The sequence below is a fragment of the Cupriavidus sp. H39 genome (assembly GCF_050271075.1).
Taxonomy (GTDB): Bacteria; Pseudomonadota; Gammaproteobacteria; order Burkholderiales; family Burkholderiaceae; genus Cupriavidus; species Cupriavidus necator_B.
Map to the genome: position 1 here is coordinate 602,534 of NZ_CP189847.1, position 22,939 is coordinate 625,472.

Consider the following 22,939-nt stretch of genomic DNA (forward strand, 5'->3'; position numbering starts at 1 on the left):
ATCCCGACGTCCACGAGTACCAAATCGATGCAACGACCTGCATTGCGCCTCACTTCGTCTTGCGAGGCGCGGTTTCGCGAGCGACTTCGATGACCAGTTCACGCAACCACTGGTGCGCAGCATCATGGCGGTAGCGAACATGCCAGGCCATATCCACCGGGAATGTCCCAAGGTCCACTGGCGCGGCCAGTACCTTCAGCCGCACATCGCTCGCAAGGTGGCGACAGATCAGGGCAGGTAGAGTCGCGCAATAGTCCGTCGCGGCAACAAGTTCTGGAATGGCCATGAAGTGCGTGACCGATATCGCTACCTCGCGGCGAAGGCCATGGCGCTGAAGTGTCTGGAACAGGCCTGCGCGCAGGCGGCCGGGTGGCAACACGTTGACGTGCTTGAGCTGCTCGTACTGTTGCTTGGACATTCGCTTGTGTACATGCGGATGGTCAGCCCGCACCACGCACGCAAGGCCGTCTTCCATCAGGGGCTGCACCACAAGGTTGTCGGGCGGGTCGACAATGCGGCCCAGCACCAAGGCCGTAGCGCCGGAGCCTACACCGGTCTCGGCCAAGTCCGTGCCGAACGGCACCAGCCGCAGCCGAATGCCCGGTGCGCGCTCACTCAATCGCGTGACAATTCCAGGCAACAGCACGAACTCGACGTAGCTGCTCGGCGCCAGTATGAACAGACGTTCCGCCTTGGTCGGGTCGAAGCCCTGCTGACCCAGTACCAGCTCATCCAGTTGGCCGACCGCGGCGGCGATGCCAGGCGCCAGCGATTCGGCCTTCTCCGTCGGCTGCATGCCGTACCGCTCGCGAATGAATAGGGGGTCCTGCAGCAAGTCCCGCAGTCTCGCCAGGGCATTGGATAGCGCCGGTTGCGTCATCCCTAGTCTCTCGGCTGAACGCGTGACGTTTCGCTCTTCCATGAGCGTCAGGAATACGGGTAAGAGGTTCAGGTCGTAGCGCATCCAGATATATTGGCATGGATATAACTACAATCCAATAAATAAATTGGATGAATGAAACGGCGGCGCACATACTGCATTGCACCGAGAGGTTGCTCTCCTGTCTGGCAGACGGGGTTGCAGCACTTCTTCGATACCGCATTCGCACATAGCCACTGGAGCCGCCATGTTTTCCGAACCCCTTTTCTCCGCCTCCCACCTGGGCGCTATCGATGTCCGCAACCGCATTGCCATGGCGCCGCTTACACGGTCGCGCGCGGGCATGGACGGTGTCCAGACGCCGCTGGCCGTCGACTACTACGCACAGAGGGCGTCGGCGGGCTTGATCATCACCGAGGCAACCAACATCTCTCGCCAGGGCCGTGGCTACGCTTACACGCCCGGCATCTACACCGATGCGCACGTGGACGCCTGGGCCCCCGTGACAGACGCCGTCCATGCCGCGGGTGGCCGCATCGTGATGCAGTTGTGGCATGTGGGGCGCATGTCACATGTGAGCTTGCAGGAAGGCGGCGCTGCGCCCGTGGCGCCCTCCGCCATCCAGGCCGGCGGCAACGTCTTTACGGAAGCCGGACACCTGCCGCCGTCGATGCCGCGTGCGCTCGCCACCGAGGAGATTGCCGGCATTGTAGAAGACTACCGAAAGGCCGCGCTTCGCGCGAAGGATGCCGGGTTCGATGGCGTGGAAGTGCACGCAGCCAACGGCTACCTCCTGGAGCAATTCCTGCGCGACAGCACGAACCACCGCGAAGACCGCTATGGCGGCTCCATCGAGAACCGCGCACGCTTGTCGTTGGAAGTGGTGGAAGCTGTCGCCCAGGTTTGGGGAGCCGATCGTGTTGGGCTTCGCCTTTCCCCCCTTTCGACCGCGGTCGGGGACACGCCGCTGGACAGCACGCCGGTGGAAACGCACGGCTACTTGGTTCGCCGGCTCGGCGAGATGGGACTGGCCTACCTGCATGTCGTCGAGGGACAGCTACACGGCGGCAACGGCGCCGCGACGTTCGACGTGCAAGGCCTTCGCGCGGCCTTCGGCGGCGCCTACATCGCCAACAACGGATACGACCGACAGCGCGCTCTAAACGCCACCGCTTCCGGTCACGCAGACATGATCGCCTTTGGCAAGCCCTTCATTGGGAATCCCGACCTTGTCGAGCGATTGCAATTGGACGTGCCTCTGTATGAGGCCCCAGCGGCTACCTTCTTTGGGGGCGGTGCCGAAGGTTACACCAAGCTGGAACGGGCCTAAGCGGGGCCAGCATGCGGCTGGCCGACTCCTTGCGACCGAGGCTGTGTGAAAACGTCTGGATCACCTAGACTGAATCAACGCATTCAGATTGGGGGACCGGATGAAGCGATTCATAGAGGGAGAAGACCGCAAGCAAGCTACGCTGCTTCCAGAAGGCCTCGATGATTTCATCGCCGAGGATAACCCCGCCAGGATCATCGACGCGTTTGTTGAAGAGTTGGATCTCGAGACGCTCGGGTTCGAAGGTGCCAATCCTTCGACTACAGGTCGCCCCTCATATCATCCTGCCGTCCTGTTGAAGATATACTGGGACGACTGCACGGCCATCAGGGAGGTCGTGCAAGCCCCCTCCCAGTACTTGCCCCAGTTCGCCGACGTCCCGATCCGCCGGTTTGGCGAGGAGTGGATGATTTGTGGCGGGGCGGGCGCTGCGCCCGTCCCTTCGGTCATTGCCCTGCCCCAAGCTTTCCCTCTACGGCCTCAAGGACCGCGTCCTCAACGCCGCCCTTTACGTCCTCGGTCTGATAAGCGGTCAGCTCGCCTGACTCGGCCAGTGCTGTCAGTGTCGAGAAGGCGGTGTATTCGGTCGCCATTCGGTTGCCTGCGAAGCGCGTCCGGCCTTCCCACCGCACATCCCCCATCCGATTGACGACAAGGCGATCTGATTCGATCCGGAATTCCGAGCGCGGATCGTGCCATTCGACAGCCAGGCTTGGATACAGAATCGAAACCGCATAGAGGCCGTTGTCGGCACAGGCACGCCTCAGGCGTTCGACCTCGCGGCGCAGTCCCAGATGTCGCCTCGAAATGTCGCGTACCGGGGTCGGTCGAGGTCGTCGTTGTCCGACGAAACGGACATGTGGTAGCTGACCACCATTGCTTGTTCCGGGGTTTGCGTTTGCATCGTTCGCCTCTGACTCCATTGGATAAAGCCAGACTACGAATTTGTTATGGAACCAAGCAAACCCGGTAGCGCTTTGCGAGGGAAGCACGGCCCGCGCGAGGGGGGGCAAGGAGGTCAGGCGACTTGACGAAGGTGAAGGTACGCCCGTTGGGTGAGTGGGCCTGTCCACAGGTCGCCCCGGCATGGGACTGCGGCAGGCAGGTTATCGGCTCGCTTCTGCCCCGAGCACGATAGAACCTCGGCCGGACCTGCCGCCGTATTCACTTCGGAATTGTTGGGGGTGCTCCGCCCGGTCGCTCGCCGGCGTTTCGCGAGAAAGCACGAGGGTGGCCAGGGCGCCGGCCCTCTCGTCGCGTTCTGCGCCTCCACCTAGACGCTTAGCGACGTCCGCGAGGGCCGGCCCGGTCCAGCCATTGAGCAAGCCGGTCACTGGCCGGCGGCACAAGCCTTGGGTCGACGAATGACTGCGCGGGTTTGCCATTTCGCGGTAAGGAGTCTTTGAACGGCACCCTTCCGATGGGCTTCGCATTGTGCCAAGCTGGTAGGTCGCCCCCTTGGGAAGGGAGTCCTTCCAAGCCAGGCTTGACGAGATTGCGGAGAAGCGGATAGATTGACGCAATTATGACCCGCCGTCCTGCCTCCCTCTCTCTTGATCTCACTGCGAACCAACCGCAGTCGGGCGCGCGCGCCAAATCCAAAAAACAGTCGCTCATCTGACCGGAGCGTGCTGTTCCGTCAGTTGAGCGACGGAACAGCATCAGTGTAGAAGACGGTCTGCCAATCCCCCTTACTGTCTTGAGCGCATCTTGCTTTGTCGCTTGACCTGTGCGGTTTCCGAATCGGTCGATCCGGAGCATGCAATGCAAGAAGTGAAGTATCTCTATCGTGGTATCTGGCTACCCCTGGTCACCCCTTTTCGCAACAATGAGGTTGATCACGTCGCGCTGCGGCGGCTAGTGGCCCATTACCGCTGTAGCGGCTTGGCGGGGTTGGTGGTGTGCGGCAGCACCGGCGAAGCCGCCGCGCTCGATGAGGCGGAACAGTTGGCCGTTCTGACACCGTACTGGCCGAGGCCGGGGAGTTGCCAGTCATGATGGGCTTGGCTGGCAACAATCTCCTGCAGGTACTGAGCCGTCTGGACAGGATTGGCGAACGTCCGCTGGCGGGGGTCTTAGCGCCTGCACCGTACTACATAAGACCGTCGCAGGAAGGATTGAAGGAATACTTTCGCGAGCTGGCCGATAGATCTCGGGCACCACTGGTGCTATATGACATCCCCTACCGAACCGGTGTGACGCTGAGCGCCGAAACGCTGCTCTCGTTTGCGAACCACGGCAATGTTCGAGGTATCAAGGACTGCGGCGGTAACGCTGATACCACACAGGCGTTAATCGCAGATGGCCGCCTAGCTGTCCTCGCGGGAGAGGACCACCAACTGCTTTCCACGCTGTGCATGGGCGGCCGGGGCGCAATCCTTGCGTCAGCGCACATTCGGCCTGATCTCTTCTCGGCGTTGTGGCGCGCAGTGGCTGACCAGCGCTTGAGCGTCGCCCGCCACCTTTTCCATGTCCTAATGCCACTGATTCGGCTCATGTTTGCAGAACCTAACCCAGGTCCGGTCAAGACATTACTGGCCAGGCATGGCTGGCTGTCTGATGAACTGCGTTTGCCAATGACGTCGGCCTCAACCGCGCTCGCCGAGCAATTGGCAATGACGTGTGAAGCCTTGGACTCGGTACACGCGAATGGGTTGTAATTGCGCAGGCTAGAGGTAGGCGTACGGTCACTGCCGTATGCCTACCATATTCCAAGGCAGCAGCTCGGCATAAGTGAACGACCAGGAGAAGCTCACCGGTTTTCCGGCCCGCGTCCCCGAGAAGGTGGCGGTATAGGTCTCCCGGTTGGCCAGGGGCGAGATCGGCAGCAGGAAGACCGCGTTGTTGCGAATGTATTCGTCGGCGATACCGTCAGACCCGCCGGCCTTCGCGGCCTGGGAGACAAGAACCCGCGCCGGCACCTCCGCTCCGTTGCTTCTTACAACCTTGAATGTGGTCACGGACAGAACCTCAGCGAGCGCGCCATTGGCATAGACCATCAACGGTCGACCAGGTGTCGGCAGGTCAGGGGCGGGATTGGGTGACTCGCCTGCGAAATTGAATCCCGCCTGTACATCCCTCTCGCCATTTCCGGGCACCGTAACGAAGGTTCCGGCGTCGAAGTGCTGACCGCCTCCATAGGGCACGCCGTTGGGCATGGGATGGCCTTGCGCGGCCGCCTGCGTTCCAAAGTCCAAGACGCACAGATTCAACCCCAACGCCCCCGTGGCGCTGAACCCGACGCCAACCGACTCCTGGTTCGTCACGAGCGTCTGTAGATGGTAGACGGTGTGATACCACTGGTTGAAGCACCCGAGGCCGATCTCGCTGTCGTTCGGCCCCCGTGCCGCTCCGACGACTTCGCCCACCCATTGGGAGGCAGCGGCGCCGGCCTTGCGTGCCCGCAGCAGCGGTGTGGCCTCATAGAAGTCCTGGTCGCCAGGCGTTTGGTTGTGCTGCGCCACACTATGCGTATTCAGATAGACCGCGTGCGCCTGGGCCGCGGCGTCGAGCGCCATATCCTGCGCAAGCAGCCCTACGCCAAGCTTCTGGCGCAATGCGTTGACTGCCCTGAACAACGCGAGGTGGCCCGATCCTAGCGCATAGGTCGGCTCCGACGCGCTCGCCTGCGGAGCGCGGAAAGCAAAGGCTTCAGGGGTTTGAGGCGATGGCAGCGGAACGTCGGCGGCCGCACCTGCGGCGACCCCCGACCAAAAGACGGTTGTGGCGAGCACCGCCGAGCAAATCGTGTTCTTGTTCATCTTCTTCTTCTTGTTGTTGTTGACCAAATTGGTCGCCGCCCCTGACGTAACGGCTATTCGGGCTGCCGACTTAATACAGTTCAAACTACCAATCTGCCGTGGAACCCCGCAAACCCAACGGACTTCCCGCCTCTGGGTTTGCGGCTCCCTTTGCCGCCCTGGCCATGCCGCTGGCCGACACGGCCATCCGCCGGCCTGGGCGATGAGGTGTTAACCTTGAAAAGCCTCCCGCTTTGCCTAGCAGCATGTGCGCTGCCTGGAATTCGGCTCTGGTAGTTGGTGCCGCTCCTCCAACATCCAATCCGTGTTGGGATGGGCGCCGACGTCGTCCGCGCGGCTGTACGGCGCCTGCGGGGATTCCAGTTGCGCTCTCAACAGCAGCAATATGCGATCACTGTCTTGCAGCCTCGGCAGATCTGCCCCGTTGCACGCGGCTCCACCACAAGTGCGGCATCGCAGGCTGGACACCGCTGAGGGATAAAGAAGCCGCGTAGCTCGCCGGGATGGACTTCCTCGCCGAACTGCTGGATCTCGCTAACGCACCGCGGCGTGGCGCATCGAATTGAGGAGGTCTCGCTCACGATCAACCTCCCGTGCAGGTTTGAGGATCCACGGCCGCCGGCTTTGCCAGCAGCGCGTCGATGCCGGCAACCGCCGCCATGTACTCGCAGTCCGGGCCGGGCATGATCCCTTCCCGCTCGTTGTAGACGTGATCCCACATCGTCCTCTCGACGAGGTCACGCAGCTTGCGCAAGCATCTGCTTGAAGTGGCTACCGAGGTATGCCGCAAATGGCGCAACCACGGTCGAAGCGATCAGGAGGAAGCTGACAAGGGCGAAGGTCTGGGTTTGGTACGTAGGTTGCATGGGGACTCCCCGGTGGTTTAATCGACAAACCCAGCCTACCCATCGCGCCGGAAACCCTGCAATTTTCGTTGCAACCCGCCTTTGCGAAACATGCTCGCTTCGCGCCAGGTCTCGACGCGGTCACTACGTGGCGGCAGCGCGTGTAGCGCTTCCAAGAGCGCGGCCCCCGTTGCGCTCACCCTTTGCTGCAACAGGTCCCGCCAACCGGCCTCACCGGGATCGACGCTGTCCGCTAAACCTGACTCCTTCGACTTCGCCTTCTGAGGAGCCCCCTGCATCCCTCAGACCGTAGTACCCGAAGCACTGCGCATGAGGGCGCGCTGCTTCGGCATCGGTACGATCGCGGCGCAGCTACTCACATCGGGATCAGGTTCCCACCATCAGGTGCGTCGGATACGTGCGGGGTTTGCGCGGGTAACCATGGGAATATGATCGCGAGATGTACAAGCGCAGAAACGAAGTGGAGCGCCTGTTCCGCCGCCTCAAAGGCTTTCGTCGCATCTTTTCCCGATTCGACAAACTGGATGTAATGTTCATCGCCTTCATCAATTTTGCACTCATCGTCGACGGGCTCAGATAGTGTGAACACGCCCTAGGTATCTCGGTTGACCATTCGACCGTGCACTGATGGGCGCTCAAGTTGCTGCCGGCGCTAAACACCATCTTTCGCCGCGTCAAGCGCCCGGTGGGGAGAAGCCGGCGGACACGCCCGGACTCGGGCGGAGCCATAGCTTCATTCTTACAGCTGGATTGATAATCTTTTGAGTGATGAGCGCTTTTTACTCCGAGTATCGAAGCCTAGATTAGCAACCGGTGCGGAACACCGCGCCGTCTGGCAAGTAACTAGGAGCACTATCATGAGAACCGCCGTACTCCCCATTCTCTTCGCTATCGGTTTGGTCATCGGTACCACCGATGCCCAAGCTTCGCAATCGGTGTCGGACCAAGCACGATTCGATGGCAATATCGACCGTGTCGCTTCTGTGGACCCATACACCGACGGCGCCCGTGGCGTGGCCGATCCGCGCGACCCGTACACCGACGGCGCCCGCAGCGTGACCGAGCCGCGCGATCCATACACTGACGGCGTCTAATATGCCTGGAAGCCCACACTTTGGTAGGCAGCGTCCCGACACCCATCTGACAATTGTGAGGGGACGCATGAACTAGACCATGTTATGCACTTTTGGTTACGGGCTAATGTCATTGTGAGATGACGAAACGCGGGCCGTAGCCGACGGACGTGCCCGCCGCGGAATGGAGCTTTGTTGCAATTGTATTTGCTTGTTCATGCAGTTCCGTTCCCGCTCTGCAAGGTGGGCGGTCTCAAATCTGAAGCGCAACACCTTGCCATCCGGTAAGGTGCAGTGAATGACAAGAACGAAGTACCAACAACTACAACCTGAAGAGCGCATGCGCATCGAGATTTGGAAGGCCGAGAACGTCAGCCTGCGGGCCATGGCCCGCAGGCTAGGCCGCGCGCCTTCGACCTTGATGCGTGAGCTTCGCCGTAACGCCGCCGCGCATGGCAGCTATGGCGCGATGGCCGCGCAAGCCTGCCGTGCGCAACGCCGCCAAGCCAGTCGGCCAGCCCCCAAGCTTGCACCCGACAGTGTGCTGTGGGGCGTGGTGCGCCACTTCCTCGATCAGAAGTGGTCACCCGAGGAAATCTCCGCTACGCTCAAACGCGCCTTCCCTGACGACCGCGACCGCCACGTGTCCCACGAGACCATCTACAACGCCATTTACGCCTATCCGCGAGGTGAACTGCGCCGGCAGCTTATCGCCTGCCTGCGCCAGGGCCGCGCCAAGCGCTTGCCGCGCTCACCTGGCACTGACTGGCGCGGCCAGATTCCCGACATGGTCAGCATCCATGTGCGCCCGCCCGAGGTCAACGACCGGCTCATGCCCGGGCACTGGGAGGGCGACCTCATCAAGGGCGCGGGCAACCAATCGTCCGTGGGCGTGCTGGTCGAACGCATGAGCCGCGCCGTACTGCTGGTCAAGATGCCCGACGCTACTGCTGCTTCGGCCTTGGCGGGCTTCACCGCCAAGCTGCAATCCCTGGTCGCGCCGCTGCGCCAGACGCTGACCTACGACCAGGGCCGTGAGATGGCTCGGCACGCCGAACTCAGCGCTGCCACCGGCGTGCGCGTGTACTTCTGCGACCCGCACAGCCCCTGGCATCGCGGCTCCTGCGAGAACACCAATGGTCTGCTGCGCCAGTACTTACCCAAGGGCACCGACCTATCCGTCCACTCTCAGGAGGACCTTGATGCCATCGCCGACAGTCTCAACACCCGGCCTCGCAAAACCCTTAACTGGCACAACCCATTGCAAGTCCTCGCTCAGGTCCTGGCTAATCCCTCGGACCGGCTTCCTGTTCAATAACCTGCGGGGTGTTGCACTTCGCACTTGAAACCGCCTGGTGTTTAGCGCCGGCAGCAACTTGAGCGCCCATCGGTGCACGGTCGAATGGTCAACCGAGATGCCTCGTTCGGCCATCATCTGCTCGAGATGACGCGGGCTCGGCGGATAGGCGACATACCAGCGCACGCAGGTCAGCATCACCTCCAGCGGATAGTGCAAGCGCTTCAATACCTTCGCAATCTCCGAGTTCATCACCACCACTCACATTGCCTGAATTCGATACCGGCTCATTCTACCGGAGGCTTATTGCGACAAAGCCCTCTATCGCTTCCTCTGCCCCTCGTAAATCGCCTCAATCTACCCACAGACTCCCCCGACGAGCCATCTTATTCAAGGAATCCCATTATGCCGTTTATCGTTGCCGCGCTCGCGCTGGTTGGCCTGCTCATTTATGGCGCGATCCGATGCGGAACAGAAGCGCGGGTCTGTGCGCCTGCATGACCAAGACGCACGCTTCATCTTTGCCGACATTGCAGGCGCTGATGCAATCGAACGTGAGGGTGCGTGGTCGCTGGCGTTGCGCCTGAACCATCAGACGCCGGCGGAATGGCCAATCCCGATGCGGAATCGCCAAGAGGCCAAGCGCTGGGCGAAGATCTTCGCGCTGGCTGTCACGCAGGAGCTTTGAACGCGGGCAGGGCGATCACGCGACCCGTTGTTACTCCGTCGTGCTCGGGTTCCAGTACACCTGGGCAATGTGCGGCTGCGATTGCAGCGCGCTAACGATGCGATCCAACTCGCTTGCGTTCACCGCAGTCGACATCAGCATGGCTTCAATCTCCACGTGGTCTTCACCAAACGGTTCGACCGACAAATCGCTGACCGGATAGCTGGCCTCTTCCAGCAGGCGCTCCAGATCGGCCAGTGCCTCTTTCTGGCGCTCGCTGGTAGAAATGATGCACATCGTGTACGTGACTTCGCTGGCCTGATTGTCTACCGGAGGCTTATTGCGACAAAGCCACCCGTGGTGAACCGCATCAACCGCACGCCGCTGGACATTGCCTGAATTCGATACCGGCTCATTCTACCGGAGGCTTATTGCGACAAAACCCGCTAACGCAACCCTGTCTGGTTGAACGTGAACTCGAAGTCGGTGAACTGTGGGCGGCGATGCGCGGCCGCTGTGCGTCCACACAAATGAAATAGACGCGCTCGGCGTCTACAGAAAAATCAAAAGGCTTCACCGAAGACGGCATCACATCACGATCGAAGCCACGCCGCGCACTTGTGGCTAATCCTGACGGACTCGAAGCGGTCAAAGACACAAGCGTGGGGCCGCATATCGGCTCACCTTGCGCGTAATCTACAACGGGGATTTCAGCTAGAACTTTTTCCCCCACTGGACGGTTACTAGCGAACAGACTTGAGCCTCGCGGCGCGGGCGGATGAAATGGCGCACGGTGTTCAGAATTCTTGAGAATTCGTCCGTGGCAAATCGGTTAGATTATTGGGGAGCGTCATAGGCTCATTAGGTACGTGCAATTCGTACGACTATCCCTTTGCAGCCAGACGCTCCCTCACGTCTGGCTGTTTTTTTCATGGTATTGAAGTTTGCAGCGAAGTGCCTGACATTGGGGCATACACAATCAGATGAGGCGCACCTCGAAGAGCCGAGCGTGCGACTGCCAGAGCTCTGTGTTGCAACCGGGATTTGAAAGTCGACCGTGGTCTGTCCGCGCCTACGGCTTCAATCGTCTTGAAGATTCCGTCTATGAGTCCTTCGGCGTCACGCTGACATCGTTGGTCTGGTATACCAACACCTTCGGCCCGAGGCATATCCAATCCATTCGCAATCGCATTCAGTGATGGCACGCAAGCAAGAGCCTGTTTTGATGCACTCGATATCCAGCCAACCACTCGTCTTTGACGAGCTCGCTCATCTTGCCGCTGCTCTCGACACCATCGGATCGATGAATATCGAAATGCTCGATGGCTACTTTACAGCATTGATTTGCGGGCCCGACATAGTGCTGCCGAGCGAGTATATGCTTGAGGTATTCGGCGCGGAAACTTCCCTCCACGTGGATGACCAGTTCTCAGACATCCCTAGCCTTTTGAGGCGTCACTGGAATGCGATCGCAGCGGAACTGCACTGTACTCTGACGGAGCAGAACGCATATATGCCGATCTTGATCGAGCGAGATGATGGTGTCGCGCCCGGCAACGACTGGGCACACGGGTTCGTGCGTGGCGTTCAAATGCGCCCAGGAAGCTGGGATCACCTTATCCATGATGAGGATCACTGTGGCTCGATGATGCCGATCATGATCCTGCATTACGAAAACGATTTCGATCCGCAGCTGCGACCACCACCTATCCCCTCCGAAAAACGCGATGCGTTGTTGGAAGTGATGATTTCTGGAATAGCAAATATCTATCATTTCTTCGAGCCGTACCGACAGTACGAATGCAAGCCGGCCGGAGCACATTTTCCGCAGAAAGCGCTAGCACCGAACATTGCCCATGGCCTCACCCATTGTTTCGAGGACTACTCTCTATTCTTTAACGTAGTACGAAGCCTACATTAGATTCAGAGCGACTTTCAGTCGCGCGAATGGATATTGCATGAGGCAAACTATGGCATAACGGGCTCTGTCGCGGTTAGGGAGCGAGGACGAGAAGAGGCCCGAGGGCAGCACTGATTTATGCTGCCAGTGAATAGAATTGCTCTGAGGACGGATTGCTCCCTTCGTGACACTGCATCTGGCCCTTGGCAATCATGTGCATGATCTCGATACCGCCCAACAGGATGCGCGCGCAGCGAAAGTTCTTGAATCCAAGCATCGGTCGGGTCAGGCGTTGATGGCTCGATGGGTCCTGCTCGACAATGTTGTTCAGGTACTTGACCTGCCGGATGGTGATGGGAGTTTCTCGTTGGGCGTTTACGTCGTGCAGGGCCGCCAGGCTGGATGGGCTGCCGTCGATGGTCACCGTGTCAGGCTGGCCGTGCTGCGCGATGGCCTTTGGCCAGCTTGCGGGCCTGTCAGAATTTTTGTGTTTAGGGCATAACATGTCGCCAAGGAGCATGTCATGCCACGTACAAACAAGACGAGCCAGGCCGCCGATCGTGAGCTGCCAACCATTCCCGAGGATCTGATCGCCCATTTCGTAAAGGGCCCAATGACTGCCGAGGCCGTTCAGGATGCCTCAATGGCGTTCAAGAAGGCCCTCATCGAGCGGGCCTTGGGCGCCGAGCTCGGCCATCATCTGGGCTACCCGGCTGGCGCTGAACGCCCAGCCGGCACGGCCAATCAACGCAATGGCAAGAGCGCTAAGACGGTCTTGACAGAGGATGGTCCGTTGCGAGTGGACATCCCGCGCGACCGCGACGGCAGCTTCGATCCGATTCTGATTCCCAAGCACGAGCGGCGCTTTACCGGGTTCGACGACAAGATCATCGCCATGTACGCCCGCGGCATGACTGTGCGCGAGATCCAGGCGTTTCTGGCCGAACAGTACGGCACCGAGGTCTCGCCCGAGTTCATCAGTTCGGTCACCGATGCGGTCATGGACGAGGTCACCACCTGGCAAGCCCGCCCGCTGGAGGCGATGTACCCGGTGGTCTTCTTCGACGCGCTGCGGGTCAAGATGCACGAGGACGGCGTGGTGCGCAACAAGGCCGTCTATCTGGCCTTGGGTGTGCTGCCCGACGGCACGCGCGACATCCTGGGCCTGTGGATCGAGAGCACCGAAGGCGCCAAGTTCTGGATGAAGGTGTTCAACGACCTGAAGACCCGTGGCACGCAGGACATCCTGATCGCGGTCACGGATGGCCTCAAGGGCATGGAACAGGCTTTGAACGCGGTGTTCCCGGACACGACGCTGCAGACTTGCATCGTGCACCTGATCCGAAACAGCGTGAACTACGCCGGTTGGAAAGAGAGCCGCACCGTCGCGGCAGCGCTCAAGCCCGTGTACACCGCGCCCACTGTTGAGTCGGCGCTGGCCGAACTGGCGGTCTTCGAGCAGAGCGAATGGGCTCAGAAGTACCCGCCGATCGCCGCGGCCTGGCGTCGCGCCTGGGACCAGGTGATCCCGTTCTTTACGTTCCCACCGGCAATCCGCAAGATCATCTACACGACCAACGCCATTGAGAGCATCAATGCGCAACTGCGCAAGATCATCAAGACGCGCGGGCACTTCCCTAGCGACGAGGCTGCAACCAAACTGCTATGGCTGGCCCTGCGCAACATCACCTGCAAGTGGGGCAGTTCAACGCATGACTGGAAGGCTGCCATGAACCAGTTTGCGATTCTCTATGAGGAACGCTTCACCCACCCGCATCGCTGAGATAATGCTGGCTCACCGGCTAAGTTGACGGTGAGCCTTCAACTGCTCTGAACACAAAAACGCTGACAGGCCCCAGCTTGCTCAACGGTGGCTGCTCCAGGGCTCGTACCAAAAGTAAAGGCGGCGGCTCTGGTTTTTGGTATAGATGTCGGCTGGTGCCGTACGGCGGATCTGCGCTACCGTGAACGCCAGCCGCGCCACCATCACGTTCGAGTAGCGATCTCGCACCGGGATGCCCTTTATGGCATGCAGTATCTCTGCCGGGATTCCCGTCGCGCTGTGAGTGCCAAGTACGCAATATCCCCATCCCTCCGATTTACAATGCCAAAGTCGTCGGATCGCCGAACCGGCCATTCGCCGTCTCCTCCGCGCAGTCGAATCGCGCTGCTCTGTTGATCAAGTCATCCGCTCGAAGCGACGGGCGAACGCCTGGCAACCGCCAACATCTCACATCGTCATCTGGACGACCACTCGCATCGTCAATATCGGATATCGATGATGACGCTATCGGTATAAGCGCCGACGGGCGGCGTCGCCTGGTCCGCGTAGATCTTCGCGGTATAGGGAAGCGACTGAGCCGTCAGCCCATCGGACAGCCCCGAGCTGGCGACACGATTCGCCGTAGCATCCCAGGCAGCCGGGTTGCCAGAATTGAACAGGTCATACTGCAGCCGGTAGCTACCGCTGGCCATTTGCCGTCGCCCGTCCGATGCCACGTTCATCCCTGGGCCTATGCCGACCGTGTAGCTCATGCCTTTGGTACAAACCAGCGAAATGTTACTGTTGATTGCCTGGAATGCGCCAACCAACGGCGCCGATCCAAAATCGATATTCGGCGCTGTCACGACACAATCGTTGGTAACCGTCAGCGTCAATGTCACAGTTGATGTGCCCGAGCCCACGTCACGTCCGAGACATAGACCGAGAAGACCAATCCCGCTGCAATAGTTCCACTGCCAGTTGATGGTCAGGGTGTCTGTATAAACGCCGGCAGCCACATTGCTCCCGGTAATGGTCCGGAAATACAACGGCAGGTATCCCCCAGGCCCGCCCAGCAGCCCGAGAATGTTCAGGCCTTGCCCGCTCGCGAAATCGTACTGTTGTCCCGCATTCAGCCGTACCGTATATCCGCTATCGGCAAATATTGCATACGGTATGGTGTCGCCATTGGAAGCGACAAGCTTTGTGGCGTTAGCCGATTGGATCGTGGCATACACGTGGTCGCCGCTGCCGAGCACGGAAAGCAACGCCCCCCCACAGCTCAGCCCCGCGTTGGTCGTTGATGTACTTTGCGAAGCGTTGCGCACCACGAAAGACGTTACCGAGCCGAATGTGGCCGGCACCGCCCCCGTCACTGAACAGGCGGCATGACCAGCTTCCGTCAGCAATACCAACAGTACCAGCACAAAGCCGGCAGCTCTGGCAGCCCTCTCGAATATGTTTCTCATGCTCTCCTCGCCTGCTGGTGATAAGGCGCCGGCCTTATACCCGGCGTCGGTAACGATGCGGTCCGGAATGGCTCCGCTTGGAGCGCCGGTCCGCTTTCTCATAACTCACCGCCTCGCACGACGGCACTTACGCCACTCAACCCGTCGTGCGCGCACGGTTAATCCGCGCCCCTTCGGCGCGCCGGTCCGTTCGCGCCACAACATGGGAGCAAGGTCGCAGCAGCGACGTTGGACCGGTATCAAACCTGCAGCGCAAATCACGCCGAGGGCGATTCACACACCAACGGGCCGATTTTCCGTATCGCCTTATCTCCGCTCACCTCCATGGTGAATTCCGCACTGCATTTCGCACCATCCGGCGTCACGACGTTCAGATGATTGCGGCGCACAAGATTCTCGAAATACGTTGCGCCATCGACACCGATCAAGCCCCGCCGGCCGGACTCGACATGCTCGACCTGCGCTCCCATCGGTAGTGGCCTTGCCTGTTGATCGACGAGCGCAATATCGGCCGCGATCACCTCCTTGACGGGAAAGGAAATCAGTGCCCCGCTCCTGGCGCGGACTGCCACAGTCCTTTCCACTTCATGTGTGATGACATTGGCGGGCAGATTCAGCGGGTCGATCTCGTACTTGCCGGCGTAGTACGAGGGTGCCCACGGCACCAGCAGCCGACCGCCGCCATTGGTCTTGCCAATCAGCTGGTTCTCGTACCGAACTGGGACGTCCGCATAACCTTGCGTGTCCACGACGGCAAACGCATCGTCGATCCGGTTCGCGGCCATGATGCCTCCGCCCATTGCCACGAGCGAACCCTGTACGTCCAGCGAGCGCGTGTACGGCTGGGCCGCGTTGCCCTGTCCATAGACGCCCGCTTGGACCTGCATCACAGGGGTTCTCCACGTCGCACTCGCCTGCTGATAGTTGGGGGCCCCGGCAGAATAGCCGAGGTCGACCCCGACTCCACCATCGCTCGGAACGGCGCGGCTGTACTGCAGGCGTTGGGAGAACTCTCCGTTATCGTCCCTGGAAAGCCCGGCACTAATCGTGCCGACCTTGCCCTCTAGCGGCACGATCAGTTGTAGCTGCGCCATCAGTCCCTTTTGACCGATGACTTTATTCAACGATGCGTAAAGGTTCGCCGAGCCGAATACCCCCCGCATGTACGAAAAATTGGCCACCCGTGTGCGAGTACCATCGGCTCCGCGCACGTCGAAGAAGCCGGTGCCCAGAGTCCCCCCGCCTGGGCCCAGATTGACGGCCGCAGTAGCCTGGTTAACTACCCGGGACGAGCGAACCTGCTTCGGCATGTCGTAATCGGCCAGATCCCGAAAACCTTCGCTGCGTTGCTGGTGGCGCAAGGCTACGCTGAAATACCTCGATGTATAGCTGTAGCCGGCCGCATACTGCTGCCCCGCCAGCCCCTCAAGGTAGCTCTTGGAGGCCGCGAGACTCACGATTCCAAGATTTCCGATCTGCGTACTGATACCTGCACCCCCGACCCCAAAACGCTGGCCACCCTGCACTTGCCCCTCAAGCGTCACCCTATCGTTCAGACCGTAACGACCGGTCGCCGAGACCCCAAATTTCCCATATGAGAAAGAGCTCAGCCCATACGCGCGGCGTAGTGCGCCCGCCGATACCGAATAGGTGAACAGGCCCCTTTTTAGCAACGATGTGGCTACGTAGAACGGCACCGATACCGAAACCTGCCGCCCCAAGGCGTCAGTGGTGACAACGGTAGCCTCGCCGGCGCCGTTAATGGACGGCACATTGTTCAGCGTAAAGGGGCCAGGATTCGCCTGCTCCGTTCCGGCCTTGCTGCCGTTGATGAACAGGTCCACCGCCGTGGGCACCGCGGCCTGCCCACTGAACTGCGGCAAGGGATAGGTGACGATATCCGGGCGCGCCTTGAAGCCCCGCTCGATCGACAGACCGCCCATGCGCACGGCGCTGGTCCAAGGTAGGGCTCCGGTAATGAGGTCGCCCGCCGTATAGGTCAACAGTCGATCGTGCTCGGAGTACACCCACGAGGTGTCGTACCGGACGTAGCGGTTTGCACCCGGTGCATTGTCGGCCCCGTAGCTGCGCCGGTATATCCCCGAGTTCGAGATACTGCCCCACGTGTCAAAGATGCGCTGCTCTGTCCAGGCTGAGGTGTAGGTTCGCCCTCCCACTGGTGAACTGGTATAGATGTCATAGTTGAACAACATCCCCAGGCTCACCGCCGCCGGCATCCTGCTGACGGGACGCCCCGTGCCAAGGACCTGGTCTGGGAGCCAATCGGGGGGCAACCGGATATGCAGTCGCTGGACAGCGCTTTCGTACTGGACCATGACGCCGTCGATGGCATCGAGCGCGACGTATTCGTCATCGCGGGCATTGGTGGCGATCGAAACAGCCCGCGCATCCCGTGCCTGGACCATGTAATGCCCGTCGATGAAGCGAACCGGAACCACTTTTCCCGTCGGAAGGCCGTTGACTACCAGTTCCAGATAGAGCCGCTGCCCGGGCGCCTCCGCTCCGCCGAACGGATAAGCGTCACGATCAGGCTTGGTGCCTTGTTCTGCGTAGCTGATGCGCACGGCCGTCGACAGGATCAGCGCCACTGCCCAGACAATTGGCCGGACTGGCGGCAAACAGGTAGAGTTGCTTACGGATTTTCCCATTCTGTTATTTCTCACCGCATGCGATGCATGCCGCTCTCGAGACACCCGTTAACAAGCCCGCCTACTCCGACGCAATGCTGACGCTTTCCTTCCCGTTTACGCTTGCCACAATCTGCCTGACCCCTTGCAGCGACACCGACTTCGGAACCTCCCAACGCATGATCGACCCCGGCAACACATAGCCAAACAGTCCTTCGGGCAACGCCGTCTTGCGTTCCCCCGTCACGACTGCCATCTGTGTCAGCTTTGCGTGTACGGCGCCGCTATTGCGGATGAAGATCCAGCGCTTTCCCCCTTCCTCCTGGATACGCCAATGCAGCACCGGTAGCGCCGCGCTTTGCGCATTCCGCCGCTTCTCAGCGTCCACCTTGGTCCAAATGTCGGTGCCCGATACGAACAGTGGGATGGAATAGTGCATCTGGAACTTGATCCCCAGCGACGGGCCAAGTCCATCCTTCTGGCTGGACTCCGTGTCGGTATCGGGCCGGGGAATCTCGTCGACGAAGACACGATAGGCATTCTCCTTGCCGGGCCCGACGGCGACCTGCTTGATCAGTCTTATCAGTTGCCGCTTGCCAGGCGCAACCGTCGCCATTGGTGGGCTTCCGGCAATGTCGTTCTGAGCGGCGTCGTAAACGTCCTGCCCGTCACGCTGCGTCCAGCCAACGACGCGGACCTGCAAAGTGAGGGGGGTCTTGTCGCGGTTCTCCACCCAAAGCGCCACAGCCGGTTGATCGTGCTCGATCACAGGATCAATTGGCCAGATCATGAGGGCCGACGCGGCACTTGCCTGGCCCGCAAGAGCCATCGGCGCCACTGCAATCGCGGCACGGTGGACCCTGAACGCCAGCACCCGAAGAGCGGTTGCCATCGAAGAATTTCTCATTACATTTCTCTCTCTACCGGTCTGCATCAGTAGCTCAATGTCACTTGCACAGTGTCCGTATAGGTCCCGGAGGGTGCGGTGCCCGCGCCCGGCAACGTGAGCGCCCCGTACACCGGCAAGCTAACGGTCCCCGATACTGTCTGATAAACCGTCTGCCCGACTGGAATGGGCTGCGCATGGGCAGCATCCGAGTAGAGCTGGTACGGAATGAGAGCACTGCCGGACATGACCTGCAGGTTGCGTTGCCCCCCTGCACCGGGATGCAACCCGCCATCCACGGTCACCCCAAGCGACGTTCCCGGCGAGCACTGGATCTGTACAACTGAGCCGTTGGATTGCGCCGTTGCATTGACGGGTCCAGTGGCAGTCGCAGGATGCACCCCGAAGTCCAGCGTTCCGAAATGGACGCCGGATGTCTGATTGGAGCCCACAACGCCGCAGCCAGCCACGATCCGCGCGGTGACGGTAAACTGCTTTTGGGTTGGCAACTGCGTCTCCGCCCTGCCAGCAGATGTCAGCACGGCAATGGCAAAAGCGACTACCGTTACGATACGACTGAACATGATCGGTCGCCTCACGGCACCTGGCAGAGTGACCGCCGGTGCCGCTTCCCCCTCGATGGATACGATGCGGCCCAACCGCGCTGCTCATTTGACGTTCACCAAGCAACCGTAACAGCCAGCGTGTCGGTGTAAGTTCCCGCGGTCAATGCGGCCGGAGACGTCTTGTTGATCCGGCCATAGATCGGCAGCGGCGTGGCCGTGCCTTGATTCACGGCCACCGTCACGGGTGTGCCCGCGGTATAGACGTTGGTGCGCGCCGAATCTGAAAAGACCTCATATGGCACGAAGACGTTGTTGCCGTTGGTCAACGCACGCGAGCCGACACCGACGGTAGCCCCCTGGCCTGCATGCTGACCGCCATCGACCGTCACGTTGACCGAGGACACACCTGTGTCGCAGGTGATCGTCGAGTTCTGCGCGGGGCTACCACCGCCGGCCTGTGCCGTCAGCACACCGGTGAAAGTAGCGGGTTGAGTGCCAAAATCCAGCCTACCGAAGTTTCCCGACGTGACCGGGCCACTACCGTTATTGACGACGCAGCTCGACGTCAGAACGAGCTGAGCATCGACGGTGCCTGAGATCTGGCCGGCCGCGTGTGCGCCAACACTGGCGGACACGATTGCCATCGCTGCGGCGAGCTTGAATGACGCTTTCATGACTTCTCCTATCGATGTAGGGCTGCTCAGATATCTATCGCCAGCTTGGCGTAGTGAGCCATCAGCCCAATGTGACTCATAAAGTCCCTTATTGGCCGGAAGATGATCCTGAGTCTGAAGCCGCTATCCGGCTATCCGGAGCGGTTTCAAGTCAGGCGCTTGGCGCGGCCCTAACGCGGGCAGGCGACAAGCTGCCGGCGCAGTTCATCCTCGCGGATAGGCGTGAATGGCTCTGTCGCGGTAAGGGAGCGAGGACGAGAAGACGCCCGATGGCACCACTGACTTATGCTGCCAGTGAATGGAATTGCTCTGCAGCGGACGGATTGGGACGATGCGAGTTCGTCAGCTGGCTTTTCAAGTTGATGAGTCCTTTGTATACGCACTTCTCGCGTCTGAGCAACTAGCCTGTACCCGGACGAAATCCGTTGCAGCTGTATATCCTGCCTTTCCAGTTTTTTAGAAGCTCCGATACAGTCCAAGACTGCCATCCCATCTATTCGGCCAGGATGGAGTTACCAATTCAGGTTCTAGCAGACAACGACCTCGCGGTCTCGTCGGGTATTGCGCAGGAATTCAAGTATGTTGACGTGGCTTGTATGCAATTTATCAAATTAAAAAAACCTAATTCTGAGCAATTCTGACTTCCCCCCCAGATTGGCAAGAACCAGCAAACTAAGTTGTACAATGCAGTGGGGGGAATGTGTCGCACGTAAGGTTTTAGAGCAGTACGGAGACCATCCGCGTCTGGGCAGCGATCAGGTCCATCGCATCGATAGTCGGTTTTGCGAGTACAGATCAGTTAGGGGCTGAGTCAAATAGGAGTTGTCAAGCGTTGCGGCCCGATGGTGTAGCCGCATCGGTGCATGGAACAGAAGCTGACGTAAAGGGCTTCGCCGGACCTATCCGGAATTTTGTGTACGAGGCATATCATGAGAGGTAATGACCATGGATATGCCGATGAAGAAACGTACAGTCGCGTCTCAGGCAGCGGCCCGCGGGCCGCTGCCGGCTTTGCCGGCCGGCTTGCTCGACGAACTGGTTAAAGGACCGATGACGCCCAGCGAGGTCCAGGATCTGATGCTGGCCTTCAACAAGGCTATCATCGAGCGGGTGATGGGCGCCGAGATGAGCATGCACCTAGGCTATAAGCCTGTCGATCCCAAGCCGGCCGAGCAATCCAATGCACGCAACGGCCTCACCGGCAAGACTGTGATCACCGACCGCGGCCCGGTGCGGGTCGAATTGCCACGCGACCGCGGTGGCAGCTTTGAGCCGGTCTTGATACCCAAGCATGAACGGCGTCTTACCGGATTCGACGAGCGCATTATTGCCATGTATGCGCGCGGCATGAGCGTGCGCGAGATTCAGGCATTCCTGGGCGAGAGCTACGGAACCGAAGTCTCCCCGGACTTCATCAGCTCGGTCACCGATGAAGTCATGGCCGATGCAATCGCGTGGCAGAGCCGCCCGCTCGAAGCCATGTACCCGGTCGTGTTCTTCGACGCGTTGCGGGTCAAGATCCGCACTGACGGCGTGGTCAGCAATAAGGCCGTGTATCTGGCATTGGGAATCCAGGCAGACGGTCAACGCGATGTGCTGAGCTTGTGGGTCGAGCAGACCGAAGGACAAGCGCTGCAGGACTTCGCCGACGGCCCGTGGGGCGAAAAGCTGCCGATGATCGCGCAATCGTGACGAGGCGCCTGGGAGCACGTCACGCCGTTCTTCGTGTTCCCGCCCGAGATCCGGCGGGTGATCTACACCACGAATGCCATCGAAAGCCTGAATGCAGCTGCGCAAGACCATCAAAACCCGAGGGCACTTCCCCTCGGATGAAGCCGCTGTCAAACTGCTGTGGCTGACGCTGCGCATGTGCTCGCCAAGTCGGGTCGAACGACCTATGACTGGAAGTCCGCGATGAATCAGTTTGCTATTCTGTATGGCGAGCGACTTACCGCGGCACGGGGCTAACAGAATTCAAAACCGCCTCGCTTTCATTCGTCATATGTATTGCACCCTACATAAAACGACACGTATTCCCCCGATGGTAAAGTGCATATTGCGCAGAGTTAACTTGATTAATCTCTCATCGGAAGCCTTGAGTGCATCACCCTCATGGATGGCTCCGATAAGTAATAACCCTGCACCCAGTTCACACCCACCCTCCGAGCAACCTCCAGGTCGCCCGGGTTCTCCACGCCTTCAATGACGACATCCTTACCAATACCTTTTGCGAGATTTACCATGCCTAGGAGCTGAGATACTTCGCTTTTTTTACTTCTTGCTGATGCGATATATTTTTTGTCTATTTTTATCAGATCCGGTGCATTGATCTCAATTGCTGTCTCTATGCTATGACCAACACCAAAGTCGTCAATTGCGATTCGACATCCCAGCGCTTGCATACGTTTGGAAAAAGACCGGCTACTCTTTTGTATTACGGGTGCCGTCTCTGTAATTTCCACCACAAGACGCTCCGCGATATCAGGCCGAGCCTGTAACTCGAGCATCGTCGACCCCCACCAGATGTCTTCCGTCGTGCTTTGCGCAGAAATATTGACGCCGAGTGAAACCGTCGGCTCCATCTTGAGGATTTCCACTGCCCTCTTCACGTTATAGCGGTCCAACGGGCGCATCAGACCTGCCTGTTCTAGCGTCGGAATAAAATCTCCAGCCATCGCGATGTGCCCGTCGTCGCCAACTCGGACACGTGTTAAGCATTCGAGATAGGGGATTCTCCGCATGTCCGAACTGTCAAAAACCGGCTGAAAATGAAAGAACAGTGCGTCATTGCCAATTGCCTGGAAAACGTGCTCCGCGACGCACACATCCAGCTGTGCCCGTGGCGAGGCGAACGGGGCGTCGAACTGATCAGCAGCTAACATGCTACCCACGTCATCTTCGTCCACTATCACGGCGTTCAGTTCGGCCAGCGATGCAACCCCCCCTCTGGCATGCCAGCTTCAGACATAGCCACGCCAGCGCCTCTTCAAGGTCTTGATGCTCCTGTTGAACTGAGGCACGTGTTCGACATGCCATCGTGGCTACAGTTAGCCGCCCCTCGATTCTCTGTCCAGAGGAAACAACCCTCAAGTCGAGGTCAGTACCTATTTCGCGGAGGTGCAGTAGAAGCGCCCCTTCTACCTGCAGCAAGATTGCCTCT

17 protein-coding genes and 8 pseudogenes are annotated in these 22,939 nt (G+C 59.7%); 11 read left to right on the forward strand and 14 right to left on the reverse strand.

What is annotated here, in order from left to right; translation table 11 throughout:
* Window positions 1–49: 49 nt before the first annotated feature.
* Entirely contained in the window at window positions 50–964 is a 915-nt protein-coding gene (locus tag ACOCMH_RS15270) for a LysR family transcriptional regulator (RefSeq protein ID WP_427309192.1), read from the reverse strand.
* A 163-nt stretch (window positions 965–1,127) separates the two neighbouring features.
* Here ACOCMH_RS15270 and ACOCMH_RS15275 point away from each other — a divergent pair, with 163 nt between their 5' ends.
* On the forward strand, window positions 1,128–2,210 hold the full coding sequence (locus ACOCMH_RS15275; protein WP_427309194.1) for an alkene reductase: 1,083 nt from the start codon (window positions 1,128–1,130) through the stop codon (window positions 2,208–2,210).
* Window positions 2,211–2,310: 100 nt separating this feature from the next.
* Window positions 2,311–2,517: pseudogene (locus tag ACOCMH_RS15280) on the forward strand (IS5/IS1182 family transposase); the annotation flags it as partial.
* A gap of 139 nt (window positions 2,518–2,656) precedes the next feature.
* Here the strand turns inward: ACOCMH_RS15280 and ACOCMH_RS15285 are convergent.
* On the reverse strand, window positions 2,657–3,202 hold the full coding sequence (locus ACOCMH_RS15285; protein WP_427309247.1) for a hypothetical protein: 546 nt from the start codon (window positions 3,200–3,202) through the stop codon (window positions 2,657–2,659).
* A gap of 772 nt (window positions 3,203–3,974) precedes the next feature.
* On the opposite strand from ACOCMH_RS15285, the pseudogene dapA reads away from it, so the two are divergent.
* Window positions 3,975–4,870: pseudogene (gene dapA / locus ACOCMH_RS15290) on the forward strand (4-hydroxy-tetrahydrodipicolinate synthase).
* A gap of 27 nt (window positions 4,871–4,897) precedes the next feature.
* On the opposite strand, the gene ACOCMH_RS15295 reads toward dapA, so the two are convergent.
* Together ACOCMH_RS15295 and ACOCMH_RS15300 are read right to left on the reverse strand one after the other, a co-directional pair.
* Window positions 4,898–5,998 (reverse strand): CAP domain-containing protein, encoded by a 1,101-nt coding sequence (locus ACOCMH_RS15295; protein WP_427309196.1) that lies wholly within the window; start codon window positions 5,996–5,998, stop codon window positions 4,898–4,900.
* 556 nt (window positions 5,999–6,554) lie between these two features.
* A complete protein-coding gene (locus ACOCMH_RS15300) occupies window positions 6,555–6,725 on the reverse strand; it encodes a hypothetical protein (RefSeq protein WP_427309198.1) in 171 nt (56 codons plus the stop codon).
* Window positions 6,726–7,255: 530 nt separating this feature from the next.
* On the opposite strand from ACOCMH_RS15300, the pseudogene ACOCMH_RS15305 reads away from it, so the two are divergent.
* The 4 genes and pseudogenes from ACOCMH_RS15305 to ACOCMH_RS15320 all read left to right on the forward strand — a co-directional run.
* Window positions 7,256–7,417: pseudogene (locus ACOCMH_RS15305) on the forward strand (IS5-like element ISCARN85 family transposase); the annotation flags it as partial.
* A 15-nt stretch (window positions 7,418–7,432) separates the two neighbouring features.
* Window positions 7,433–7,540: pseudogene (locus tag ACOCMH_RS15310) on the forward strand (IS6 family transposase); the annotation flags it as partial.
* A 154-nt stretch (window positions 7,541–7,694) separates the two neighbouring features.
* Window positions 7,695–7,931 carry a hypothetical protein gene (locus ACOCMH_RS15315; protein WP_427309200.1) on the forward strand — a complete coding sequence of 79 codons (237 nt, stop codon included), beginning with the start codon at window positions 7,695–7,697 and terminating at the stop codon, window positions 7,929–7,931.
* Between the two features lie 277 nt (window positions 7,932–8,208).
* Window positions 8,209–9,228: an IS30 family transposase gene (locus tag ACOCMH_RS15320; protein ID WP_427309201.1), complete on the forward strand. Its 1,020-nt coding sequence runs from the start codon at window positions 8,209–8,211 to the stop codon at window positions 9,226–9,228.
* A 42-nt stretch (window positions 9,229–9,270) separates the two neighbouring features.
* Here the strand turns inward: ACOCMH_RS15320 and ACOCMH_RS15325 are convergent.
* Window positions 9,271–9,459, reverse strand: a pseudogene (locus ACOCMH_RS15325) (IS6 family transposase); the annotation flags it as partial.
* 199 nt (window positions 9,460–9,658) lie between these two features.
* Here ACOCMH_RS15325 and ACOCMH_RS15330 point away from each other — a divergent pair.
* The gene (locus tag ACOCMH_RS15330) at window positions 9,659–9,895 is read left to right on the forward strand and encodes a hypothetical protein (protein WP_427306055.1); all 237 of its coding nucleotides are present in this window, start codon (window positions 9,659–9,661) and stop codon (window positions 9,893–9,895) included.
* Window positions 9,896–9,925: 30 nt separating this feature from the next.
* On the opposite strand, the pseudogene ACOCMH_RS15335 reads toward ACOCMH_RS15330, so the two are convergent.
* Window positions 9,926–10,216 (reverse strand): annotated as a pseudogene (locus ACOCMH_RS15335) (MgtC/SapB family protein); the annotation flags it as partial.
* Window positions 10,217–11,072: 856 nt separating this feature from the next.
* On the opposite strand from ACOCMH_RS15335, the gene ACOCMH_RS15340 reads away from it, so the two are divergent.
* Window positions 11,073–11,795, forward strand: coding sequence for a UPF0149 family protein (locus tag ACOCMH_RS15340; RefSeq protein ID WP_427306054.1), 723 nt, complete (start codon window positions 11,073–11,075; stop codon window positions 11,793–11,795).
* A 115-nt stretch (window positions 11,796–11,910) separates the two neighbouring features.
* Here ACOCMH_RS15340 and ACOCMH_RS15345 read toward each other — a convergent pair.
* A pseudogene (locus tag ACOCMH_RS15345) lies at window positions 11,911–12,231 on the reverse strand (DDE-type integrase/transposase/recombinase); the annotation flags it as partial.
* Between the two features lie 66 nt (window positions 12,232–12,297).
* On the opposite strand from ACOCMH_RS15345, the gene ACOCMH_RS15350 reads away from it, so the two are divergent.
* Window positions 12,298–13,557 (forward strand): IS256 family transposase, encoded by a 1,260-nt coding sequence (locus tag ACOCMH_RS15350; protein ID WP_427306053.1) that lies wholly within the window; start codon window positions 12,298–12,300, stop codon window positions 13,555–13,557.
* An 81-nt stretch (window positions 13,558–13,638) separates the two neighbouring features.
* On the opposite strand, the gene ACOCMH_RS15355 is transcribed toward ACOCMH_RS15350, so the two are convergent.
* The 6 genes from ACOCMH_RS15355 to ACOCMH_RS15380 all read right to left on the reverse strand — a co-directional run bounded on the left by ACOCMH_RS15355 (window position 13,639) and on the right by ACOCMH_RS15380 (window position 19,779).
* Window positions 13,639–13,911: a hypothetical protein gene (locus ACOCMH_RS15355; protein WP_427306052.1), complete on the reverse strand. Its 273-nt coding sequence runs from the start codon at window positions 13,909–13,911 to the stop codon at window positions 13,639–13,641.
* 125 nt (window positions 13,912–14,036) lie between these two features.
* Window positions 14,037–15,005 carry a Csu type fimbrial protein gene (locus ACOCMH_RS15360; RefSeq protein ID WP_427306051.1) on the reverse strand — a complete coding sequence of 323 codons (969 nt, stop codon included), beginning with the start codon at window positions 15,003–15,005 and terminating at the stop codon, window positions 14,037–14,039.
* Between the two features lie 257 nt (window positions 15,006–15,262).
* Entirely contained in the window at window positions 15,263–17,674 is a 2,412-nt protein-coding gene (locus tag ACOCMH_RS15365; RefSeq protein WP_427306049.1) for a fimbria/pilus outer membrane usher protein, read from the reverse strand.
* A gap of 61 nt (window positions 17,675–17,735) precedes the next feature.
* Entirely contained in the window at window positions 17,736–18,545 is an 810-nt protein-coding gene (locus ACOCMH_RS15370; RefSeq protein WP_427306047.1) for a fimbrial biogenesis chaperone, read from the reverse strand.
* A 41-nt stretch (window positions 18,546–18,586) separates the two neighbouring features.
* The gene (locus tag ACOCMH_RS15375; protein WP_427306046.1) at window positions 18,587–19,123 is read right to left on the reverse strand and encodes a Csu type fimbrial protein; all 537 of its coding nucleotides are present in this window, start codon (window positions 19,121–19,123) and stop codon (window positions 18,587–18,589) included.
* A gap of 95 nt (window positions 19,124–19,218) precedes the next feature.
* Window positions 19,219–19,779, reverse strand: coding sequence for a Csu type fimbrial protein (locus ACOCMH_RS15380; RefSeq protein WP_427306045.1), 561 nt, complete (start codon window positions 19,777–19,779; stop codon window positions 19,219–19,221).
* Between the two features lie 951 nt (window positions 19,780–20,730).
* Between ACOCMH_RS15380 and ACOCMH_RS15385 the strand changes: the two are divergent.
* Window positions 20,731–21,747: pseudogene (locus ACOCMH_RS15385) on the forward strand (IS256 family transposase).
* Between the two features lie 107 nt (window positions 21,748–21,854).
* On the opposite strand, the gene ACOCMH_RS15390 reads toward ACOCMH_RS15385, so the two are convergent.
* Complete coding sequence (locus ACOCMH_RS15390; RefSeq protein ID WP_427306044.1) at window positions 21,855–22,661, reverse strand: EAL domain-containing protein; 807 nt, start codon at window positions 22,659–22,661, stop codon at window positions 21,855–21,857.
* Between the last annotated feature and the right edge of the window lie 278 nt (window positions 22,662–22,939).

Bases quoted from the DNA above. Each gene is read 5' to 3' on its own strand.
- ACOCMH_RS15360 (WP_427306051.1), bottom strand. From the start codon at position 15,005: ATGAGAAACATATTCGAGAGGGCTGCCAGAGCTGCCGGCTTTGTGCTG.
- ACOCMH_RS15370 (WP_427306047.1), bottom strand. From the start codon at position 18,545: ATGGCAACCGCTCTTCGGGTGCTGGCGTTCAGGGTCCACCGTGCCGCG.
- ACOCMH_RS15340 (WP_427306054.1), top strand. From the start codon at position 11,073: ATGGCACGCAAGCAAGAGCCTGTTTTGATGCACTCGATATCCAGCCAA.
- ACOCMH_RS15275 (WP_427309194.1), top strand. From the start codon at position 1,128: ATGTTTTCCGAACCCCTTTTCTCCGCCTCCCACCTGGGCGCTATCGAT.
- ACOCMH_RS15380 (WP_427306045.1), bottom strand. From the start codon at position 19,779: ATGAAAGCGTCATTCAAGCTCGCCGCAGCGATGGCAATCGTGTCCGCC.
- ACOCMH_RS15390 (WP_427306044.1), bottom strand. From the start codon at position 22,661: ATGTTAGCTGCTGATCAGTTCGACGCCCCGTTCGCCTCGCCACGGGCA.
- ACOCMH_RS15320 (WP_427309201.1), top strand. From the start codon at position 8,209: ATGACAAGAACGAAGTACCAACAACTACAACCTGAAGAGCGCATGCGC.
- ACOCMH_RS15270 (WP_427309192.1), bottom strand. From the start codon at position 964: ATGCGCTACGACCTGAACCTCTTACCCGTATTCCTGACGCTCATGGAA.
- ACOCMH_RS15330 (WP_427306055.1), top strand. From the start codon at position 9,659: ATGGCGCGATCCGATGCGGAACAGAAGCGCGGGTCTGTGCGCCTGCAT.
- ACOCMH_RS15350 (WP_427306053.1), top strand. From the start codon at position 12,298: ATGCCACGTACAAACAAGACGAGCCAGGCCGCCGATCGTGAGCTGCCA.
- ACOCMH_RS15315 (WP_427309200.1), top strand. From the start codon at position 7,695: ATGAGAACCGCCGTACTCCCCATTCTCTTCGCTATCGGTTTGGTCATC.
- ACOCMH_RS15355 (WP_427306052.1), bottom strand. From the start codon at position 13,911: ATGGCCGGTTCGGCGATCCGACGACTTTGGCATTGTAAATCGGAGGGA.
- ACOCMH_RS15365 (WP_427306049.1), bottom strand. From the start codon at position 17,674: ATGGGAAAATCCGTAAGCAACTCTACCTGTTTGCCGCCAGTCCGGCCA.
- ACOCMH_RS15375 (WP_427306046.1), bottom strand. From the start codon at position 19,123: ATGTTCAGTCGTATCGTAACGGTAGTCGCTTTTGCCATTGCCGTGCTG.